Origin of the sequence: Sphingopyxis sp., from assembly GCF_025869345.1 — a bacterium.
Lineage (GTDB): Bacteria > Pseudomonadota > Alphaproteobacteria > Sphingomonadales > Sphingomonadaceae > Sphingopyxis.
The window spans coordinates 1-14,683 of the sequence record NZ_JAOZVW010000020.1 but is presented as its reverse complement, the minus strand read 5'-3'; the positions used below and the strand labels follow the sequence as shown (position 1 = coordinate 14,683).

12 protein-coding genes are annotated in these 14,683 nt (G+C 68.4%); 10 read left to right on the top strand and 2 right to left on the bottom strand.

Annotated elements, in window-relative coordinates; genetic code table 11:
• Positions 1 to 38: 38 nt before the first annotated feature.
• The 10 genes from hisN (at position 39) to OJI97_RS01755 (ending at position 9,112) form a co-directional block, all read left to right on the top strand.
• Entirely contained in the window at positions 39 to 821 is a 783-nt protein-coding gene (gene hisN / locus OJI97_RS01800) for a histidinol-phosphatase (protein ID WP_297660470.1), read from the top strand.
• A gap of 23 nt (positions 822 to 844) precedes the next feature.
• The gene (locus OJI97_RS01795) at positions 845 to 1,195 is read left to right on the top strand and encodes a GFA family protein (protein WP_297660467.1); all 351 of its coding nucleotides are present in this window, start codon (positions 845 to 847) and stop codon (positions 1,193 to 1,195) included.
• Positions 1,196 to 1,325: 130 nt separating this feature from the next.
• Positions 1,326 to 1,529, top strand: coding sequence for a 50S ribosomal protein L35 (rpmI, locus tag OJI97_RS01790; RefSeq protein ID WP_257546045.1), 204 nt, complete (start codon positions 1,326 to 1,328; stop codon positions 1,527 to 1,529).
• Between the two features lie 13 nt (positions 1,530 to 1,542).
• Positions 1,543 to 1,908 (top strand): 50S ribosomal protein L20, encoded by a 366-nt coding sequence (gene rplT, locus OJI97_RS01785; RefSeq protein WP_257546047.1) that lies wholly within the window; start codon positions 1,543 to 1,545, stop codon positions 1,906 to 1,908.
• A 620-nt stretch (positions 1,909 to 2,528) separates the two neighbouring features.
• Positions 2,529 to 3,422 (top strand): AraC family transcriptional regulator, encoded by an 894-nt coding sequence (locus OJI97_RS01780; RefSeq protein ID WP_297660461.1) that lies wholly within the window; start codon positions 2,529 to 2,531, stop codon positions 3,420 to 3,422.
• Between the two features lie 111 nt (positions 3,423 to 3,533).
• Positions 3,534 to 4,628, top strand: coding sequence for a phenylalanine--tRNA ligase subunit alpha (pheS, locus tag OJI97_RS01775; RefSeq protein ID WP_297660458.1), 1,095 nt, complete (start codon positions 3,534 to 3,536; stop codon positions 4,626 to 4,628).
• The gene (gene pheT / locus OJI97_RS01770; protein WP_297660456.1) at positions 4,625 to 7,009 is read left to right on the top strand and encodes a phenylalanine--tRNA ligase subunit beta; all 2,385 of its coding nucleotides are present in this window, start codon (positions 4,625 to 4,627) and stop codon (positions 7,007 to 7,009) included. Before pheS ends, pheT begins: the two co-directional genes overlap by 4 nt.
• 37 nt (positions 7,010 to 7,046) lie before the next feature.
• Positions 7,047 to 7,997 carry an alpha/beta hydrolase gene (locus OJI97_RS01765; RefSeq protein WP_297660453.1) on the top strand — a complete coding sequence of 317 codons (951 nt, stop codon included), beginning with the start codon at positions 7,047 to 7,049 and terminating at the stop codon, positions 7,995 to 7,997.
• Positions 7,994 to 8,431, top strand: coding sequence for a GFA family protein (locus OJI97_RS01760; protein WP_297660450.1), 438 nt, complete (start codon positions 7,994 to 7,996; stop codon positions 8,429 to 8,431). The genes OJI97_RS01765 and OJI97_RS01760 overlap by 4 nt, the downstream gene beginning before the upstream one ends.
• Positions 8,432 to 8,560: 129 nt before the next feature.
• Positions 8,561 to 9,112 carry a methylated-DNA--[protein]-cysteine S-methyltransferase gene (locus OJI97_RS01755; RefSeq protein ID WP_297660449.1) on the top strand — a complete coding sequence of 184 codons (552 nt, stop codon included), beginning with the start codon at positions 8,561 to 8,563 and terminating at the stop codon, positions 9,110 to 9,112.
• Here OJI97_RS01755 and OJI97_RS01750 read toward each other — a convergent pair.
• Together OJI97_RS01750 and mutS are read right to left on the bottom strand one after the other, a co-directional pair.
• The gene (locus OJI97_RS01750) at positions 9,109 to 11,868 is read right to left on the bottom strand and encodes a [protein-PII] uridylyltransferase (RefSeq protein WP_297660446.1); all 2,760 of its coding nucleotides are present in this window, start codon (positions 11,866 to 11,868) and stop codon (positions 9,109 to 9,111) included. The two genes, OJI97_RS01755 and OJI97_RS01750, sit on opposite strands and share 4 nt — an antisense overlap.
• Positions 11,865 to 14,525, bottom strand: coding sequence for a DNA mismatch repair protein MutS (mutS, locus tag OJI97_RS01745; protein ID WP_297660444.1), 2,661 nt, complete (start codon positions 14,523 to 14,525; stop codon positions 11,865 to 11,867). The genes OJI97_RS01750 and mutS overlap by 4 nt, the downstream gene beginning before the upstream one ends.
• Positions 14,526 to 14,683 lie beyond the last annotated feature (158 nt).

Sequence of the window (14,683 nt, the reverse complement as noted above, 5' to 3'; positions counted from 1 at the left end):
GCGGGGACACACGGCTTTTACTAGTATAGGCTCCCCGCATGACCCTCGAATCCGACATCGCCCTCGCCCATCGCCTCGCCGACGCTGCGGGCGCCGCGATCCGGCCTTTCTTCCGCGCGGCTTTTCAGCATGAGGCCAAGGCCGACGCTTCCCCCGTGACCGAGGCCGACCGCGCTGCCGAAGCCGCCATGCGCCGCCTGCTCGATGCCGAGGCCCCGCGCGACGGCATCATCGGTGAGGAATATGGCGCCGAGCGCCCCGACGCGGCGCGCCAATGGGTGCTCGACCCGATCGACGGCACCGTCAGCTTCATGGCGGGTCGCCCGATTTTCGGGACGCTGATCGCGCTGCTGCAAGACGGCTGGCCGCTGATCGGCATCATCGACCAGCCGATTTCGGGCGAGCGCTGGGTCGGCGCGATGGGGCAACCGACGCTGTTCGGCGGCAAGCCCGCCGCGACCCGCACCTGCCGCAGCCTCGCCGAGGCGGTGCTCGCGACCACCGGGCCGCAATATTTCAGCGATCACGACGGCGAGCATTTCATGGCGCTCGCCGCAAAGACATCGCACAAGCGCATGGTCTTCGGCGGCGACTGCTATAATTACGGCCTGCTGGCGAGCGGGCATATCGATCTGGTCGTCGAGGCTGGGTTGAAGCTCCACGATTATGCGGCACTCGTCCCGATCGTCGAGGGCGCGGGCGGGACGATGTGCGACTGGAACGGCGAACCGCTGAACGCCGACAGTAGCGGCCATGTCATCGCATTGGGCGATCCGGCGCGGCTGGAAGATGTTATCGAAGGGCTTGCCTGCCACCATTAAGGCCAGGCCCCAAGGAGAGAGACATGGCGTTCGACGGAAGCTGCCATTGCGGCGCGGTGACCTATACGGTCGAGGGGGACATTCCCACGACGGCGATGAGCTGCAACTGCTCGCACTGTCGGCGCAAGGGCTTCCTGCTCGCTTTCGTGCCGATCGATCAGTTCCGGCTGACCGGCGGCAGCGACAGGCTCGCCTCCTACACGTTCAACAAGCACAATATCGACCATCAATTCTGCACGACATGCGGCTGCCAGGGCTTTTCGGTCGGCACCGGCCCCGACGGCAAGAAGATGGCGGCGGTCAACCTCCGCTGCGTGTCCGAGGCTGACCTCGATTCGCTGACGATCCAGAAGGTCGATGGGGCCAGCTTCTAGGCCGCTTCCGTGCTTGCAATTCGGCGCGAATCCGTCTAGGCGCGCGCCTTCGCACGATAGATTAGCGGACCTGCCTGGCGACAAGGGCTGCCAGGGCCGGTCGATATCGTCGCTCAACAAGGAGACGAAAATGCCCAAGCTGAAGACCAAGAGCGGTGTGAAGAAGCGCTTCAAATTCACCGCCTCGGGCAAGGTGAAGCACGGCGTTGCCGGCAAGCGCCACCGCCTGATTTCGCACAATTCGAAATATATCCGCACCAACCGCGGCACCAGCGTGCTCAGCGATTCGGACACGGCCCATGTGCGCCTCTGGGCGCCCTACGGCCTGAAGTAAGGAGCGCTAGACCATGTCACGCATCAAACGCGGCACGACCACGCACGCCAAGCACAAGCGGATTCTGGATCAGGCGAAGGGCTATTACGGCCGTCGCAAGAACACCATTCGCATCGCCAAGCAGGCGGTCGAAAAGGCCGGCCAATACGCCTATCGCGACCGCAAGGTGAAGAAGCGGACCTTCCGCGCTCTGTGGATTCAGCGCATCAACGCTGCGGTCCGCGCCGAAGGCCTGACCTATTCGCAGTTCATGCACGGCGTGAAGCTGGCCGGGATCGAACTCGACCGCAAGGTCATGGCCGATCTAGCGATGAACGAAGGCGGCGTCTTCACCGCGATCATCGCGCAGGCGAAGGCGGCGCTGCCCAAGGCGGCGTAAGGCTTTCGGCGAAATCGCTGAAACAAAAAGGGCGGTCCTTCGGGGCCGCCCTTTTTCGTTGGGCTGCGATCGCCTGCGCCGGATGTTGGCTTTTGGGTGGGGAGCTGCCCCCGCCCACCTTCGTCATTCCCGCGAAAGCGGGAACCCAGCGTGGGGTTAGCCGACGCACGCCCTGGGTTCCCGCTTTCGCGGGAATGACGAAGATCGGAGATGCTGAGCGCGATTTTCAGATTCTCGTCATCCCGGACTTGATCCGGGATCCATTCTCTCAGCGCCGGTTGAATGGATCCCGGATCAAGTCCGGGATGACGATGCAAGATAGGTCCCCTTCCGGTCGTTAGCCGACGCCCTGCGGTCCCCAAACAGGAACGGCGCGAAAGTTCCCCCTCGCGCCGTTCCGACAATGGTTCATTGGAAAACCATCGCCCCCCTCCCTCCGAACCGGATCGCCGTGGGTCGCAGAAAGCTAACGGCCGGCGGAAGTGTTCCCGATATCTGACACAGGCTGCGCCAGACAGGCGTGACACATGCCGTCATGATCATGACAATAATTGTAGGAATCCGACACGGGGGCCGCGCAGGCTGTTGTTTTTTTGGGCATGGCTCCGCATGGAAAGATCATGACCGGGGAAGAATCCGCAAGCAAGCAAGCGCGCATCGTCACGCGCTTCTTCCCCGTGTCCGCCGCGCTCCGCCCCTATTGCAGCATCATCTATCTGACCGAAATCGACGCGCCGCCGGGAGTTCGCGTCGAGGATTATCTCCACCCCGAATGGGCGAACATGCGCTTCATCGACGGGGAGATACCGTCCGCGGCGATCGGCGGCGCGACGCCCGCGCCGGCCCCGCGCTTCATCGCTGCCGGACCGACGAGTCAGGCCTGCTATTTCGCCGCGGGCACGATGCGCGCCTGGGGTATCGGCATCCTGCCGATGGGCTGGGCCAAATATTTTGCCGCGCCCGCCGAGGATTTCGCCGACCGTTTCCACGACGGCGAACAGCATCCGGCCTTCGCGGCGGTCGCCCCGCTGGCGCAGCGCTTGCGATCGGTGCGCGATGCCGAAAGCGCGGCGAAGATGATCGACGATCATTTTGCCGCGCTGCTCGCCGGCGCGCCGCGCGACGATCCCGCGATCTTCGCCGCGCATAGCGCGCTCATCGACGACGACCTGACCAGCGTCGCCGAACTCGCCGCCAAGCTCGGCCTCTCCGAGCGGTCGGTCGAGCGGCTGTCGCGCCGCGCCTTCGGCTTTCCGCCCAAGCTGCTGCTGCGCCGCCAGCGCTTCCTGCGCAGCCTCGCCCGCTTCATGCTCGACCCGTCGATGAGCTGGATCGAAACGCTCGACTATCATTATTACGACCAGGCGCAGTTCACCCGCGACTTCCAGCGCTTCATGGGGATGGGCCCGCGCGCCTATGCCGCGCGCGCGAAACCGATCCTCGGCGCCGCCGCGCTGGGGCGCGCCGCGGCGGCGGGCGAAGCGGTGCAGGGACTCCACAAGCCCGGCGGATAGCGCGCGCTTCGCGCCGCCGGACTTGACCCGCGCGCCGCCTTCGGTGCAAGCGGCTGACAACCGACGCGCGGGGGACCGCCGTCCCCCCGAACGATACAGAAACGAACGACGATGAGCGAGACAGAAGCCTTGAAAGCGAAGCTGCTGGGCGAGATTGAAACCGCAAGCGACCTCGACGCGCTCGAGGCGCTGCGCGTCGCGGCGCTCGGCAAGGCGGGGAGCGTCACCGGGCTGCTCAAGACGCTCGGCGGCATGACCCCCGAGGAGCGGCAGGCTGAGGGGCCGAAAATCCACAGCCTGCGCGAAGCCGTCACCGCCGCGATCGGCGCGCGCAAGGCCGCGCTCGAAGGCGCCGCGCTCGACGCGAAGCTCGCCGGCGAACGCCTCGACATGACGCTCCCCGCCGCCGCCGCGCCCCGGGGCAGCGTCCATCCGGTGAGCCAGGTGATGGACGAGCTTGCCGAAATCTTCGCCGACATGGGCTTCGCGGTCGCGACCGGGCCCGAGATCGAGGACGACTGGCGCAATTTCACCGCGCTCAACATCCCCGAGACGCATCCCGCGCGCGCGATGCACGACACTTTCTATTTCCCCGACACCGATGCCGAGGGTCGCGCGATGCTGCTGCGCACCCACACCTCGCCGGTGCAGATCCGCACGATGATGACCCAGCAGCCGCCGATCCGCATCATCGCGCCGGGGCGCGTCTATCGCAGCGACAGCGACGCGACGCACACGCCGATGTTCCATCAGGTCGAGGGCCTCGTCATCGACCGCGGCATCCATATGGGGCATCTCAAGTGGACGCTCGAAACCTTCCTCAAGGCGTTCTTCGAACGCGACGACATCGTGCTCCGTCTGCGCCCCTCCTACTTCCCCTTCACCGAGCCTTCGGCGGAGGTCGATGTCGGCTATGCCCATGAGAAGGGGCGACGAATCGTCGGCGGCAACGGCGACGATGACGGCCATGCGTGGATGGAGCTGCTCGGCAGCGGCATGGTCAATCGCCGCGTCATCGCGAACTGCGGGCTCGACCCCGACGAATGGCAGGGCTTTGCCTTCGGCATCGGTATCGACCGGCTCGCGATGCTCAAATATGGCATGGATGACCTCCGCGCCTTCTTCGACGGCGACCTGCGCTGGCTGGCGCATTACGGGTTCGGCGCGTTGTCGGTGCCTACATTGAGCGGGGGGATTTCGGCATGAAGATCACCCTCGACTGGCTCCGCGAACATCTCGATGGCGACTATTCGGTCGCCGACGTCGTCGCCACCCTCAATCGCATCGGCCACGAGGTCGAAGGCGTCGAGAATCCGGCCGAGAAGCTCGCGGGCTTCCGCGTTGCGAAGGTGCTGACCGCAGCGAAGCACCCGCAGGCCGACAAGCTGCAGGTGCTGACCGTCGACAGCGGTGACGGCGAACCGCTGACCGTCGTCTGCGGCGCGCCCAACGCCCGCGCGGGGCTGGTCGGCGTGCTCGGGCTGCCCGGCGCGGTCGTGCCGGCGAACGGCATGGAACTGAGAGTCGCCGCCGTCCGCGGCGTCGAATCGAACGGCATGATGTGCTCGACGCGCGAGCTCGAACTCGGCGACGATCATGACGGCATCATCGAATTGCCCGAGGACGCTCCGGTCGGCACGCCCTTCGCCGATTATGCGGGCGCGGGCGACCCGGTGATCGACATTTCGATCACGCCGAACCGGCAGGACTGCATGGGCGTGCGCGGGATCGCGCGCGATCTCGCCGCCGCCGGGCTCGGCACGCTGAAGCCGCTCGACGTCCCGTCGATTCCGGGCGAAGGCGCTCCCGCGACCGACATCGCGACCCTCGACCCCGAAGCCTGTCCCGCCTTCTTCGGCCGCACGATCGCCGGCGTGACCAACGGCACGGCCCCCGAATGGATGCGCCGCCGCCTCGAAGCGGTCGGGCAGCGATCGATCTCCGCCCTCGTCGACATCAGCAATTATGTGATGTTCGATCTCGGCCGCCCGAGCCACATCTATGATCGCGCCAAGCTGAGCGGCGCGCTCGTCGCGCGGCGCGCGGAGGCCGACGAGACGGTGACCGCGCTCAACGGCAAGGATTACAGGCTCACCGACACGATGACCGTGATCGCCGACGCGCGCGAGGTCCACGACATCGCCGGCATCATGGGCGGCGAGCATAGCGGGTGCAGCGAAGCGACGACCGACGTGCTGATCGAGATCGCTTATTTCACCCCCGAACGCATCGCGCTGACCGGACAGGCGCTCGGCCTGACCAGCGACGCGCGCAGCCGCTTCGAGCGGGGGGTCGATCCGGCGTTCCTCGACGATGCGACCGCGATCGTCACCGGCCATATCCTCGCCATCTGCGGCGGCACGCCCTCGGCGGTGACCCGCGCGGGCACACCGCCCGCCGAGGTGAAGACAGTCGATTACGATCCGGCGCTGTCGGCGACGCTCGGCGGCATCGCGATCCCAGCCGAGCGGCAGAAGGCCATCCTGACCGCGCTCGGCTTCGGCGTCATCGAGCAGGCCGGGCACTGGCAGGTCGCGGTGCCGAGCTGGCGCCGCGACATCGACGGCGCCCCCGATCTGGTCGAGGAGGTCACGCGGATCACCGGCTTCGACGCGATCGAATCGGTGCCGCTGCCACGCGCAGACGGCGTCGCCCGGCCGACCGCGACCGCCGAGCAGATGCTCGAACGCCGAGTGCGTCGCGCCGTCGCCGCCGCGGGCTTCCACGAAGCGGTGACCTGGTCCTTCATCAGCGAGCGCGAGGCCGCACCCTTCGGCGGCGGCGCGTGGAGCCTCGCCAACCCGATCAGCGAAGACCTCAAGGTCATGCGCCCGTCGCTGCTCCCTGGCCTGCTCGCGGCGGCCCAGCGCAATCAGGATCGCGGCGCGACAAGCATCCGCCTGTTCGAGATCGGCCGCCGCTATACGGGCGAGGCCGAGCATCCGACGCTCGGCGTCCTGATGGCGGGCGACAAGGTCGCGCGCGGCTGGCAGGCCGGGAAGGCCGCGCCCTTCGACGCCTTCGACGCGAAGGCGGCGGCGCTGGCGCTGCTCGACGCCGCGGGGGCGCCCGCCGACCGGCTGCAGGTGATGGAAGCCATCGCCGAACCCGGTATCTGGCACCCCGGCCAGTCGGCGACGCTGCGGCTCGGCCCCAAGGCGGTGCTCGCCGAGTATGGCGCGCTGCATCCGGCGCTGACGAAGCATTTCGACGTCGACGGCCCGGTGATGGCGGTGCAGATCTTCCTCGATGCGATCCCGGCGAAGCGCGCGAGCGGCCCGGCGCGCGCCGCCTATGCGCCGCCCGCGCTGCAATCGGTGCGCCGCGACTTCGCTTTCCTCGCGCCCGAGGGGCTGGCGGCCGCCGATCTGGTCCGCGCGATCCGCGGCGCCGACAAGGCGGCGATCGTCGACGCCCGGCTGTTCGACCGCTTCGCCGGCCAGGGCGTCCCCGAGGGACAGGTGAGCCTGGCGGTCGAGATCGAGCTGCAACCGCAGGAAAAGAGCTTCACCGACGCCGAACTGAAAGCGGTCGCCGACAAGGTGGTTGCCGCGGCGGCGAAGCTGGGAGCAATGCTCAGGGGCTGAGTCTCCGCAGGCGCGGGGGCGAATGGGAGAGGAAAGCATGGACACCCGCCATCTCGTCGACCGCGACATCGCGCCGCTGATCGATCTTTTCCCGCGCGCCGATCTCGACGCGGCGCCGATCGCCGATATTCGCGCCCGGGCGGCCGAAACCTATGCGATCCTGCCGCCGCCGGTGATCGCGCCCGAAGAGGTGACGATCCCGTCGATCCACGGCGGGCCCGACATCGCGGTCTTTCTCTATCGCCCGGCGGAGACCCGGCCGGGCAGCGGCGCGATCCTGCATATCCATGGCGGCGGGATGGTGATGGGGTCGGTAACGCTGATGCAGGCGGGGCCGGCGGCGCTGGCCGCCGCCGCCGGTGTGCCGGTCGCCTCGGTCGAATATCGGCTGGCTCCGGAGCATCCCTTTCCGGCGCCGCAGGAGGATTGCCATTCGGCGCTGGCGTGGCTCGCGGGGCAGGCCGGGGCGTTCGGCTTCGACGCGCGACGGATCGTCGTCGCGGGCGAAAGCGCGGGCGGCGGGCTGGCAGCGGCGCTTGCGATCATGGCCCGCGACCTCGGCGGGCCGACGATCGCGGGGCAGCTCCTCACTTACCCGATGCTCGACCATCGCACCGGCGGCGACGCCTGCCCCTGGCGCAATCCCACCACCGGCGAGTTCATCTGGACGCGCGCGAGCAACCGCTTCGGCTGGCGCGCGCTGCAGGGCGATTACCGGATCGACGACGCCCGGCGCGGCTGGTTTTCGCCGAGCCTCGCCGACGATCTGTCGAACCTGCCGCCCGCCTATATCGCGACCGGCAGCCTCGACCTCTTCTTCGACGAGAATCTCGACTATGCGCGGCGCCTCGTCGCGGCAGGCGTGCCGGTCGATCTGCACAGTTATGCCGGGGCGATCCATGCCTTCAACGCGATCCCCGATGCCCCGCTGTCGCAGCGCTTCACCGCGGGGCTGCTCGCCGCCGCCGCCGCGATGACCGGCGCATGAGCGGCGCGCCGATCGAGCGGCTCGCGACCTGCCATTGCGGGCGGCTCCAGCTTCGCTGCACCGGCGAGCCCGCGAAAGTCTCGCTCTGCCATTGCCTCGACTGCCAGCGGCGAACCGGGTCGCTGTTCAGCGTCGCGGTCTTCTTTCCGCGCGCCGCGGTCGCGCTGGCTGCAGGAGCCGCGAAGACGTTCCGGCGGGGGTCGGCGAGCGGTTTCGACGTCACCTTCCACTTTTGCCCCGAATGCGGATCGTCCTTGTGGTGGGAGCCGGACCGGCTACCCGACCGCATCGGCGTCGCCGTCGGGGCCTTTGCCGATCCCGGCTTTCCGATGCCCGAGCAGGCGGTCTGGGCGCAGGACCGGCACGCATGGCTGACGCTGCCGGAGAATATCGCCGAGCATGAGCGAAATCCGGTGAAGGCGGGCACAAGCTGATCCCCTCTTTGGGCAACGGCGGCTTTCCGCCCCAAAGCGGTCGGGCCGCAGCCGTTCGCGCCTCTGTGCCGGCGATATGGCTTTGAAAAAATGCCGTCCTATATCTCCGACAAGAACGGAGAATCAGGCATGATAAGCCAGGGCCATTATCAGCTCTTCGGAACTGCGACCGGGGTCGCGGCGATCGGCTGGAAGGGCGCCGGCATAGCGAGCTTTCGTCTGCCCGCGCCGACCGAACCCGAGACCGAACGCGCGATCTTGCGCCATCTTCCCGGCGCGAGGCGAGCGGAGCCGCCGGCCGGGATAGCGGCGGTCATCAATGCCGCGATCCGCTATTTCGAAGGCGAGCGGGTCGAGTTTTTCGAAGCGCCGGTCGAACTCGGCGAGCCCCCGCCCTTTTTCGCGCGGGTCTATACCCATGTACGGGGTCTCGGATGGGGCCAGACGACGACTTATGGCGCGGTTGCGCGCGCACTCGATGCGGGCCCCGAACATGCCCGCGCGGTCGGGCAGGCGATGGCAACGAATCCCGTGCCGCTGATCATCCCCTGCCACCGGGTCATGGCTGCGGGCGGAGGGATCGGAGGGTTCTCCGCACCGGGCGGTGCGCTGTCCAAGGCACGGATGCTCGAACTCGAGGGCGTGCCGGTCGCGCCGGTGCAACAAGGATTCGATTTCTAGGCCGCGACCGCCTCCTCGCTACGACTCGCCGCCGCCTCCAGCAGCCGTTTTTCCAGGCTCTTCACCCGCGCCGCGGCATCGATCTTGTCGCCGATCAGGTCGGTCACATAGAAAGTGTCGACCGCGCGCTCGCCATAGGTGGCGACATGCGCGCTGTGCACCGTCACCTTCGACTGGAACAGCGCATAAGCGAGCTGATTGAGCAGCGCCGGGCGGTCCTGCGCATTGACCTCGATCACCGTGAAGCGGTTCGACGCCTTATTGTCGATGAACACGTTCGGCGCGATGCGGAACGCCTCGGCGCGGGTGCGCGGCAGCGCGCGCGCTTCGAGCTTGGGCAGCAGTTTCTGGCGGTTGGCGAGCGCGTCCTCGATCGCGCGGGTCAGGCGCTCGATCTGCCCGGCTTCGGCGAAGGGCCGGCCGAGCGGGTCCTGAACGAGGAAATTGTCGAGCGCCATGCCGTCGCGCGTCGTGTGGATGCGCGCGTCGATGATGTTGCCGCCGGCAAGGTGGATGCCCCCCGCCATGCGATAGAAAAGCCCCGGATGGTCGGCGGCGAGCACCATCACCAATGTCGCGCCGCGATCCTCGTCGGGCACCGCGGCGATGTGGAGCGGCGCGTCGCCCGCCGCCTCGATATGGCGAAGGTTGGCGGCGATCACCTCGACCGGCTCGGCGATCCAATAGCTTTCAGGGAGCCGCTTGATCAGCCGCGCGAAGGCTTTTTCCTCCATGCCGAGCAGATCCGCCACCACCTCCTTCTTGCTCGCGATTCGTGCCTCGCGCCCGCGCTGCTTGTGGCCGAGGCGCAGCACCTCCTCGGCAGCGTCGAACAATTCGGTGAGCAATTGCCGTTTCCAGCTGTTCCACACCCCCGGCCCGACCGCGCGGATATCGACGACGGTGAGGACGAGGAGCAGGCGCAGCCGCTCGGGGCTCTGGACGATCTGCGCGAAGTCGAGGATCGTCTTGAAGTCGGCGAGATCGCGCTTGAAGGCGGTCGCCGACATCAGCAGATGATGGCGGACGAGCCACGACACCGTCTCGGTCTCGGCTTCGCTGAGCCCCAGCCGCGGGCAGACGCGCAGCGCGAGTTCGGCGCCGAGCACGCTATGGTCGCCACCGCGCCCCTTGGCGATGTCGTGCAGCAGCACCGCGACATAGATGACGCGCCGCGAATGGAGCTGGTGCATGATCATCGTCGAGAGCGGGTGGTCGTCCTTGAGCCGGTCCTGCTCGATGTCCGACAGGAGGCCGATCGCGCGGATCGTATGCTCGTCGACGGTATAATGATGATACATGTCGAACTGCATCTGCGCGACGACACGGCCGAAATCGGGAACGAAGCGGCCGAACACCCCCGCCTCGTTCATCCAGCGCAGCACCGTTTCGGGGTCGCGCGGGCTGGTCAGCACGTCGAGGAACAATTCGTTCGCGCGGGCCTTGCGGCGTACGCCCTGCGTCTCGATCAGCTTGGCGTCGTGGCGCGCCTGGCGCATCGCCTGCGGATGGATTTCGAGGCCGTGCTTGTCGGCGAGCGCGAAAATCTCGATCAGCCGCACCGGGTCAGCCGCGAAAAAATCGTCCGAGGGCAGCGCGAGCCGGCCGCGATCGAGAACGAAGCCGTGGAGCTTGCCCGGCCGCCGCCGCAGCGTCGGCAGGAAGCGCCGCCCGCGCGCCGCGAGCTGTTCGTCGAGATGCGCGAGGAAGGTGCCGGTCAGGTCGCCGACGCTCTTCGCGTGAAGGAAATAAAGCTGCATGAAGCGCTCGACCGCGCTTTTCCCCGGCCGCTCGGCGAAATGCATGCGCTGCGCAATCTCGCGCTGGAAATCGAAGGTCAGCCGGTCCTCGGCGCGCGCCGCGAGCGTGTGGAGGTGGCAGCGCACCGCGAGCAGGAAATTCTCGGCGCGCTCGAACTGGCGCAGCTCGCGCTCGGTGAGCAGCCCGGCGCCGACGAGTTCGGGAACAGTGCGGACACGGTGGATGAACTTGCCGATCCAGAACAGGGTGTGAAGGTCGCGCAGGCCCCCCTTCCCTTCCTTCACATTGGGTTCGACGACATAGCGCGAATCACCCATGCGCTTGTGCCGCTCGTCGCGCTCGGCGAGCTTTTCGGCCACGAAGGCGCGGGCGTTCCCGGCGACGACCTCGGCATCGAAGCGCGCCGCGGCCTGGTCGTAAAGGTCGCGGTCGCCCCAGATGAAGCGCGCCTCGAGCAGCGCGGTGCGGATCGTCAAATCCTCCTTCGCGGCGCGGATCATCTCGTCGACCGAGCGCGAGCTGTGGCCGACCTTCAGCCCGAGGTCCCACAGCGTATAGAGCTGCGCCTCGATCACCTGCTCGGTCCAGCTCGTCTGCTTGAACGGGGTGAGAAAGCCGATGTCGATGTCGCTGAACGGCGCCATCTCGCCGCGGCCGTAGCCGCCGACCGCGATCAGCGTGATCCGCTCGCCCGCCGAACGGTTGCTGGCGGGATAGAGATGGTGGGTCGTGAAGTCGTGGCTGAGACGGACGATCTGGTCGATCAGAAAGGCGGTAGCCTTCGCCGCGACGCGCCCCGACGAGGGATGGTCGAGCAACCGGCGGTCGATCTCGGCACGCCCGGTTTCGAGCGCCTCCTTGAGCAAGGCGACCATCGCGCGGCGGCGCGCCCCCGAATCGCTCGTCTCCTCGGAGATCGTGTCGAGCCGATCGGACAGCGCGCGACGATCGATGATCGCGCGGCGGTCCTCCAGCGCGTCGAAGAGGTCGCTCATGTCTCGCCCGCCAATATCTGCTTGAGCCGATAGAGCGCATCGAGCGCTTCGCGCGGGGCGAGGGCGTCGGGATCGATACCGGCGAGCGCCTCGCGCAGCGCGTCCTTGGCGGCAGCGGGCGCCTCGGCGAGAGTCGCGGCGAACAGCGGCAGGTCGTCGAGCCCCGCGGCGAGCCCGCCGGTCTTCTCACGCCCCGCCTCCAATTTCGCGAGCACCGCCTCGGCGCGCTTGACGACAGCTGCGGGCACCCCGGCAAGGCGTGCGACCGCGAGGCCGTAGCTGCGGTCGGCGGGCCCTTCGGCAAGCTCGTGGAGCAGCACCAGGTCACCCTGCCACTCGCGCGCGCGGACATGGTGGAGCGAGAGCGCGCCCAGCGTTTCGGCGAGGCGGGTGAGTTCGTGATAGTGGGTCGCGAACAGGCAGCGGCACTTGTTGACCTCGTGCACCGCCTCGACCACCGACCAGGCGAGCGCCAGCCCGTCATAGGTCGAGGTGCCGCGCCCCACCTCGTCCAATATGACGAAGCTGTCGGGCGTCGCCTGCGCGAGGATCGCCGCGGTTTCGACCATCTCGACCATGAAGGTCGACCGCCCGCGCGCGAGATTGTCGCTCGCCCCGACGCGGCTGAACAGCCGGTCGACGAGCCCGAGCTTCGCGGCCGCCGCGGGCACGAAGCCGCCCGCCTGCGCGAGCACGACGATCAACGCATTCTGGCGCAGGAAGGTCGATTTACCGCCCATGTTCGGGCCGGTGACGAGCCACAGCCGGTCGCTCTCCGAGAGCGAGACGTCGTTGGGAACGAAGCGCTCGCCCGATTTCGCGAGCGCCGCCTCGACCACCGGATGCCGCCCGCCGGTCACGTCGAGGCACGGCGCGTCGGCGAGATCGGGGCGGCACCAGTTGTGGCTCATCGCATGATCGGCGAGCGCCGCGGCGACGTCGATGCGCGCGAGCACATCGCAGCTCGCCGCGATCGCCTCGCGCCGGGCCACCGCGGCATCGGTCAGCGCTTCGAGATGCGCGGCCTCGGCGGCGATGGCGTGAACGCCTGCCTGCGTGACGCGGCTCGCGGCTTCGTGGAGGTCGGACGAGTTGAAGCGGACGACACCCGCGAGCGTCTGGCGGTGGGTAAAGCCCGAATCGGGCGCCATCAACGCGTCTGCGTGCTTCGCGGGTACCTCGACATGATAGCCGAGCACGCCATTGTGGCGGATCTTCAAGGAAGCGATGCTGGTGCGGTCGCGATACTGCGCTTCGAGCGCGGCGATCGCCTTGCGCCCGTCGCGCGCGGTTTCGCGCAGCGCGTCGAGCGCATGGTCATAGCCCTCGGCGACATAGCCGCCCTGCGCGGCATCAACGGGCGGGGTTTCAATCAGCGCGCGGGTGAGCTCGTCGACGAGGGCGCCATGGCCGTCGAGGCCGGGCAGCAGCCGCGCCAGCAGAGGCGGCAGGTCGGGGCGTAGCGCAAGCCGTTCGCGCAAGTGCCGCGCGCCGCCGAGCGCGTCGCGAAGCTGGGCAAGATCGCGCGGTCCCCCACGCCCCGCGACGAGCCGGCCGAGCGCGCGCCCGGCATCGGGCAGCGCGCGCAGCGCCGCGCGCAGATCGCCGCGCCACAGCGCATCGCGCGCGAGCGCATCGACGAGGTCGAGCCGGTCGAGAATCGCGGCCTTGTCGGTGAGCGGGCTCGCGAGATCGTCGGCGAGCAGCCGCGCGCCTGCCGCGGTGACGGTGCGGTCGATCGTGCCGAGCAGGCTGCCGTCGCGCGCACCCGCCATCGTGCGGACGAGTTCGAGGCTTTCGCGCGTCGCGGCGTCGATCGCCATCCGCCCCGACGCCGATACGCGAAGCGGCGGCTGGAGGAAGATCGGCTGCCCGGTCGCAACATGGTCGAGATAGGCGGTGAGCGCGCCCATCGCCGCGAGTTCGCCGCGCGAGAACTGGCCGAAGCCGTCGAGCGTGCGGACCCCGAAAAAGCCTTCGAGGCGCTTCTCGGCCGCCGTACTCGAAAAGTCGGATGGCGGGCGCCGCACGACCTGGCGCGCGACCCACTCGGGCACCTCCTCGGCCTGTTCGCTGACCAGCAGTTCGGAGGGCGCGAGCCGCGCAAGCTCGGCGTCGACCTGTTCGGGGCGCACCGCGACGACCTCGAACCGCCCGGTCGAGATGTCGGCGGCGGCGATCGCGACCTCGCCCTCGCTCCCGACCCGCGCCAGCGCCGCGAGCCGGTTCGCGCTGCGCCCTTCGAGCAGCGCCTCCTCCGTCAGCGTGCCCGCGGTGACGAAACGGATGATCTCGCGCGCGACGAGCGCTTTCGAGCCGCCGCGCGCCTTCGCCTCGGCCGGGGTCTCGATCTGCTCGGCGATCGCGACGCGGTGCCCCGCCTTGATGAGCCGCGCGAGATAGGATTCGGCGCTGTGCACGGGGACACCGCACATCGGCACCGGCGCGCCGCCATGCTCGCCGCGCGACGTCAATGCGATGTCGAGCGTCGAGGCCGCGGCCTTGGCATCGTCGAAGAACAGCTCGAAGAAGTCGCCCATGCGATAGAAAAGCAGGCAGTCGCCCGCTTTCTCCTTCAGCGACCAATATTGCGCCATCATCGGGGTGGCGGCGGGGGCGCTGTTGCTGTTGGCGGCGGTGCGGGCGGGGACGGACATCGCACTCTGCTTAGTGATTGGGGGCGGCATGGCAAGCCGTGCGTCCCCGCCGGGAGGAAGGAACGGACTCGCATATACCCTCGTCACCCCGGACTTGATCCGGGGTCCCGCTTTTCAGGCGTCGCCGAGCGGGACCCCGGATCAAGTCCGGGGTGACG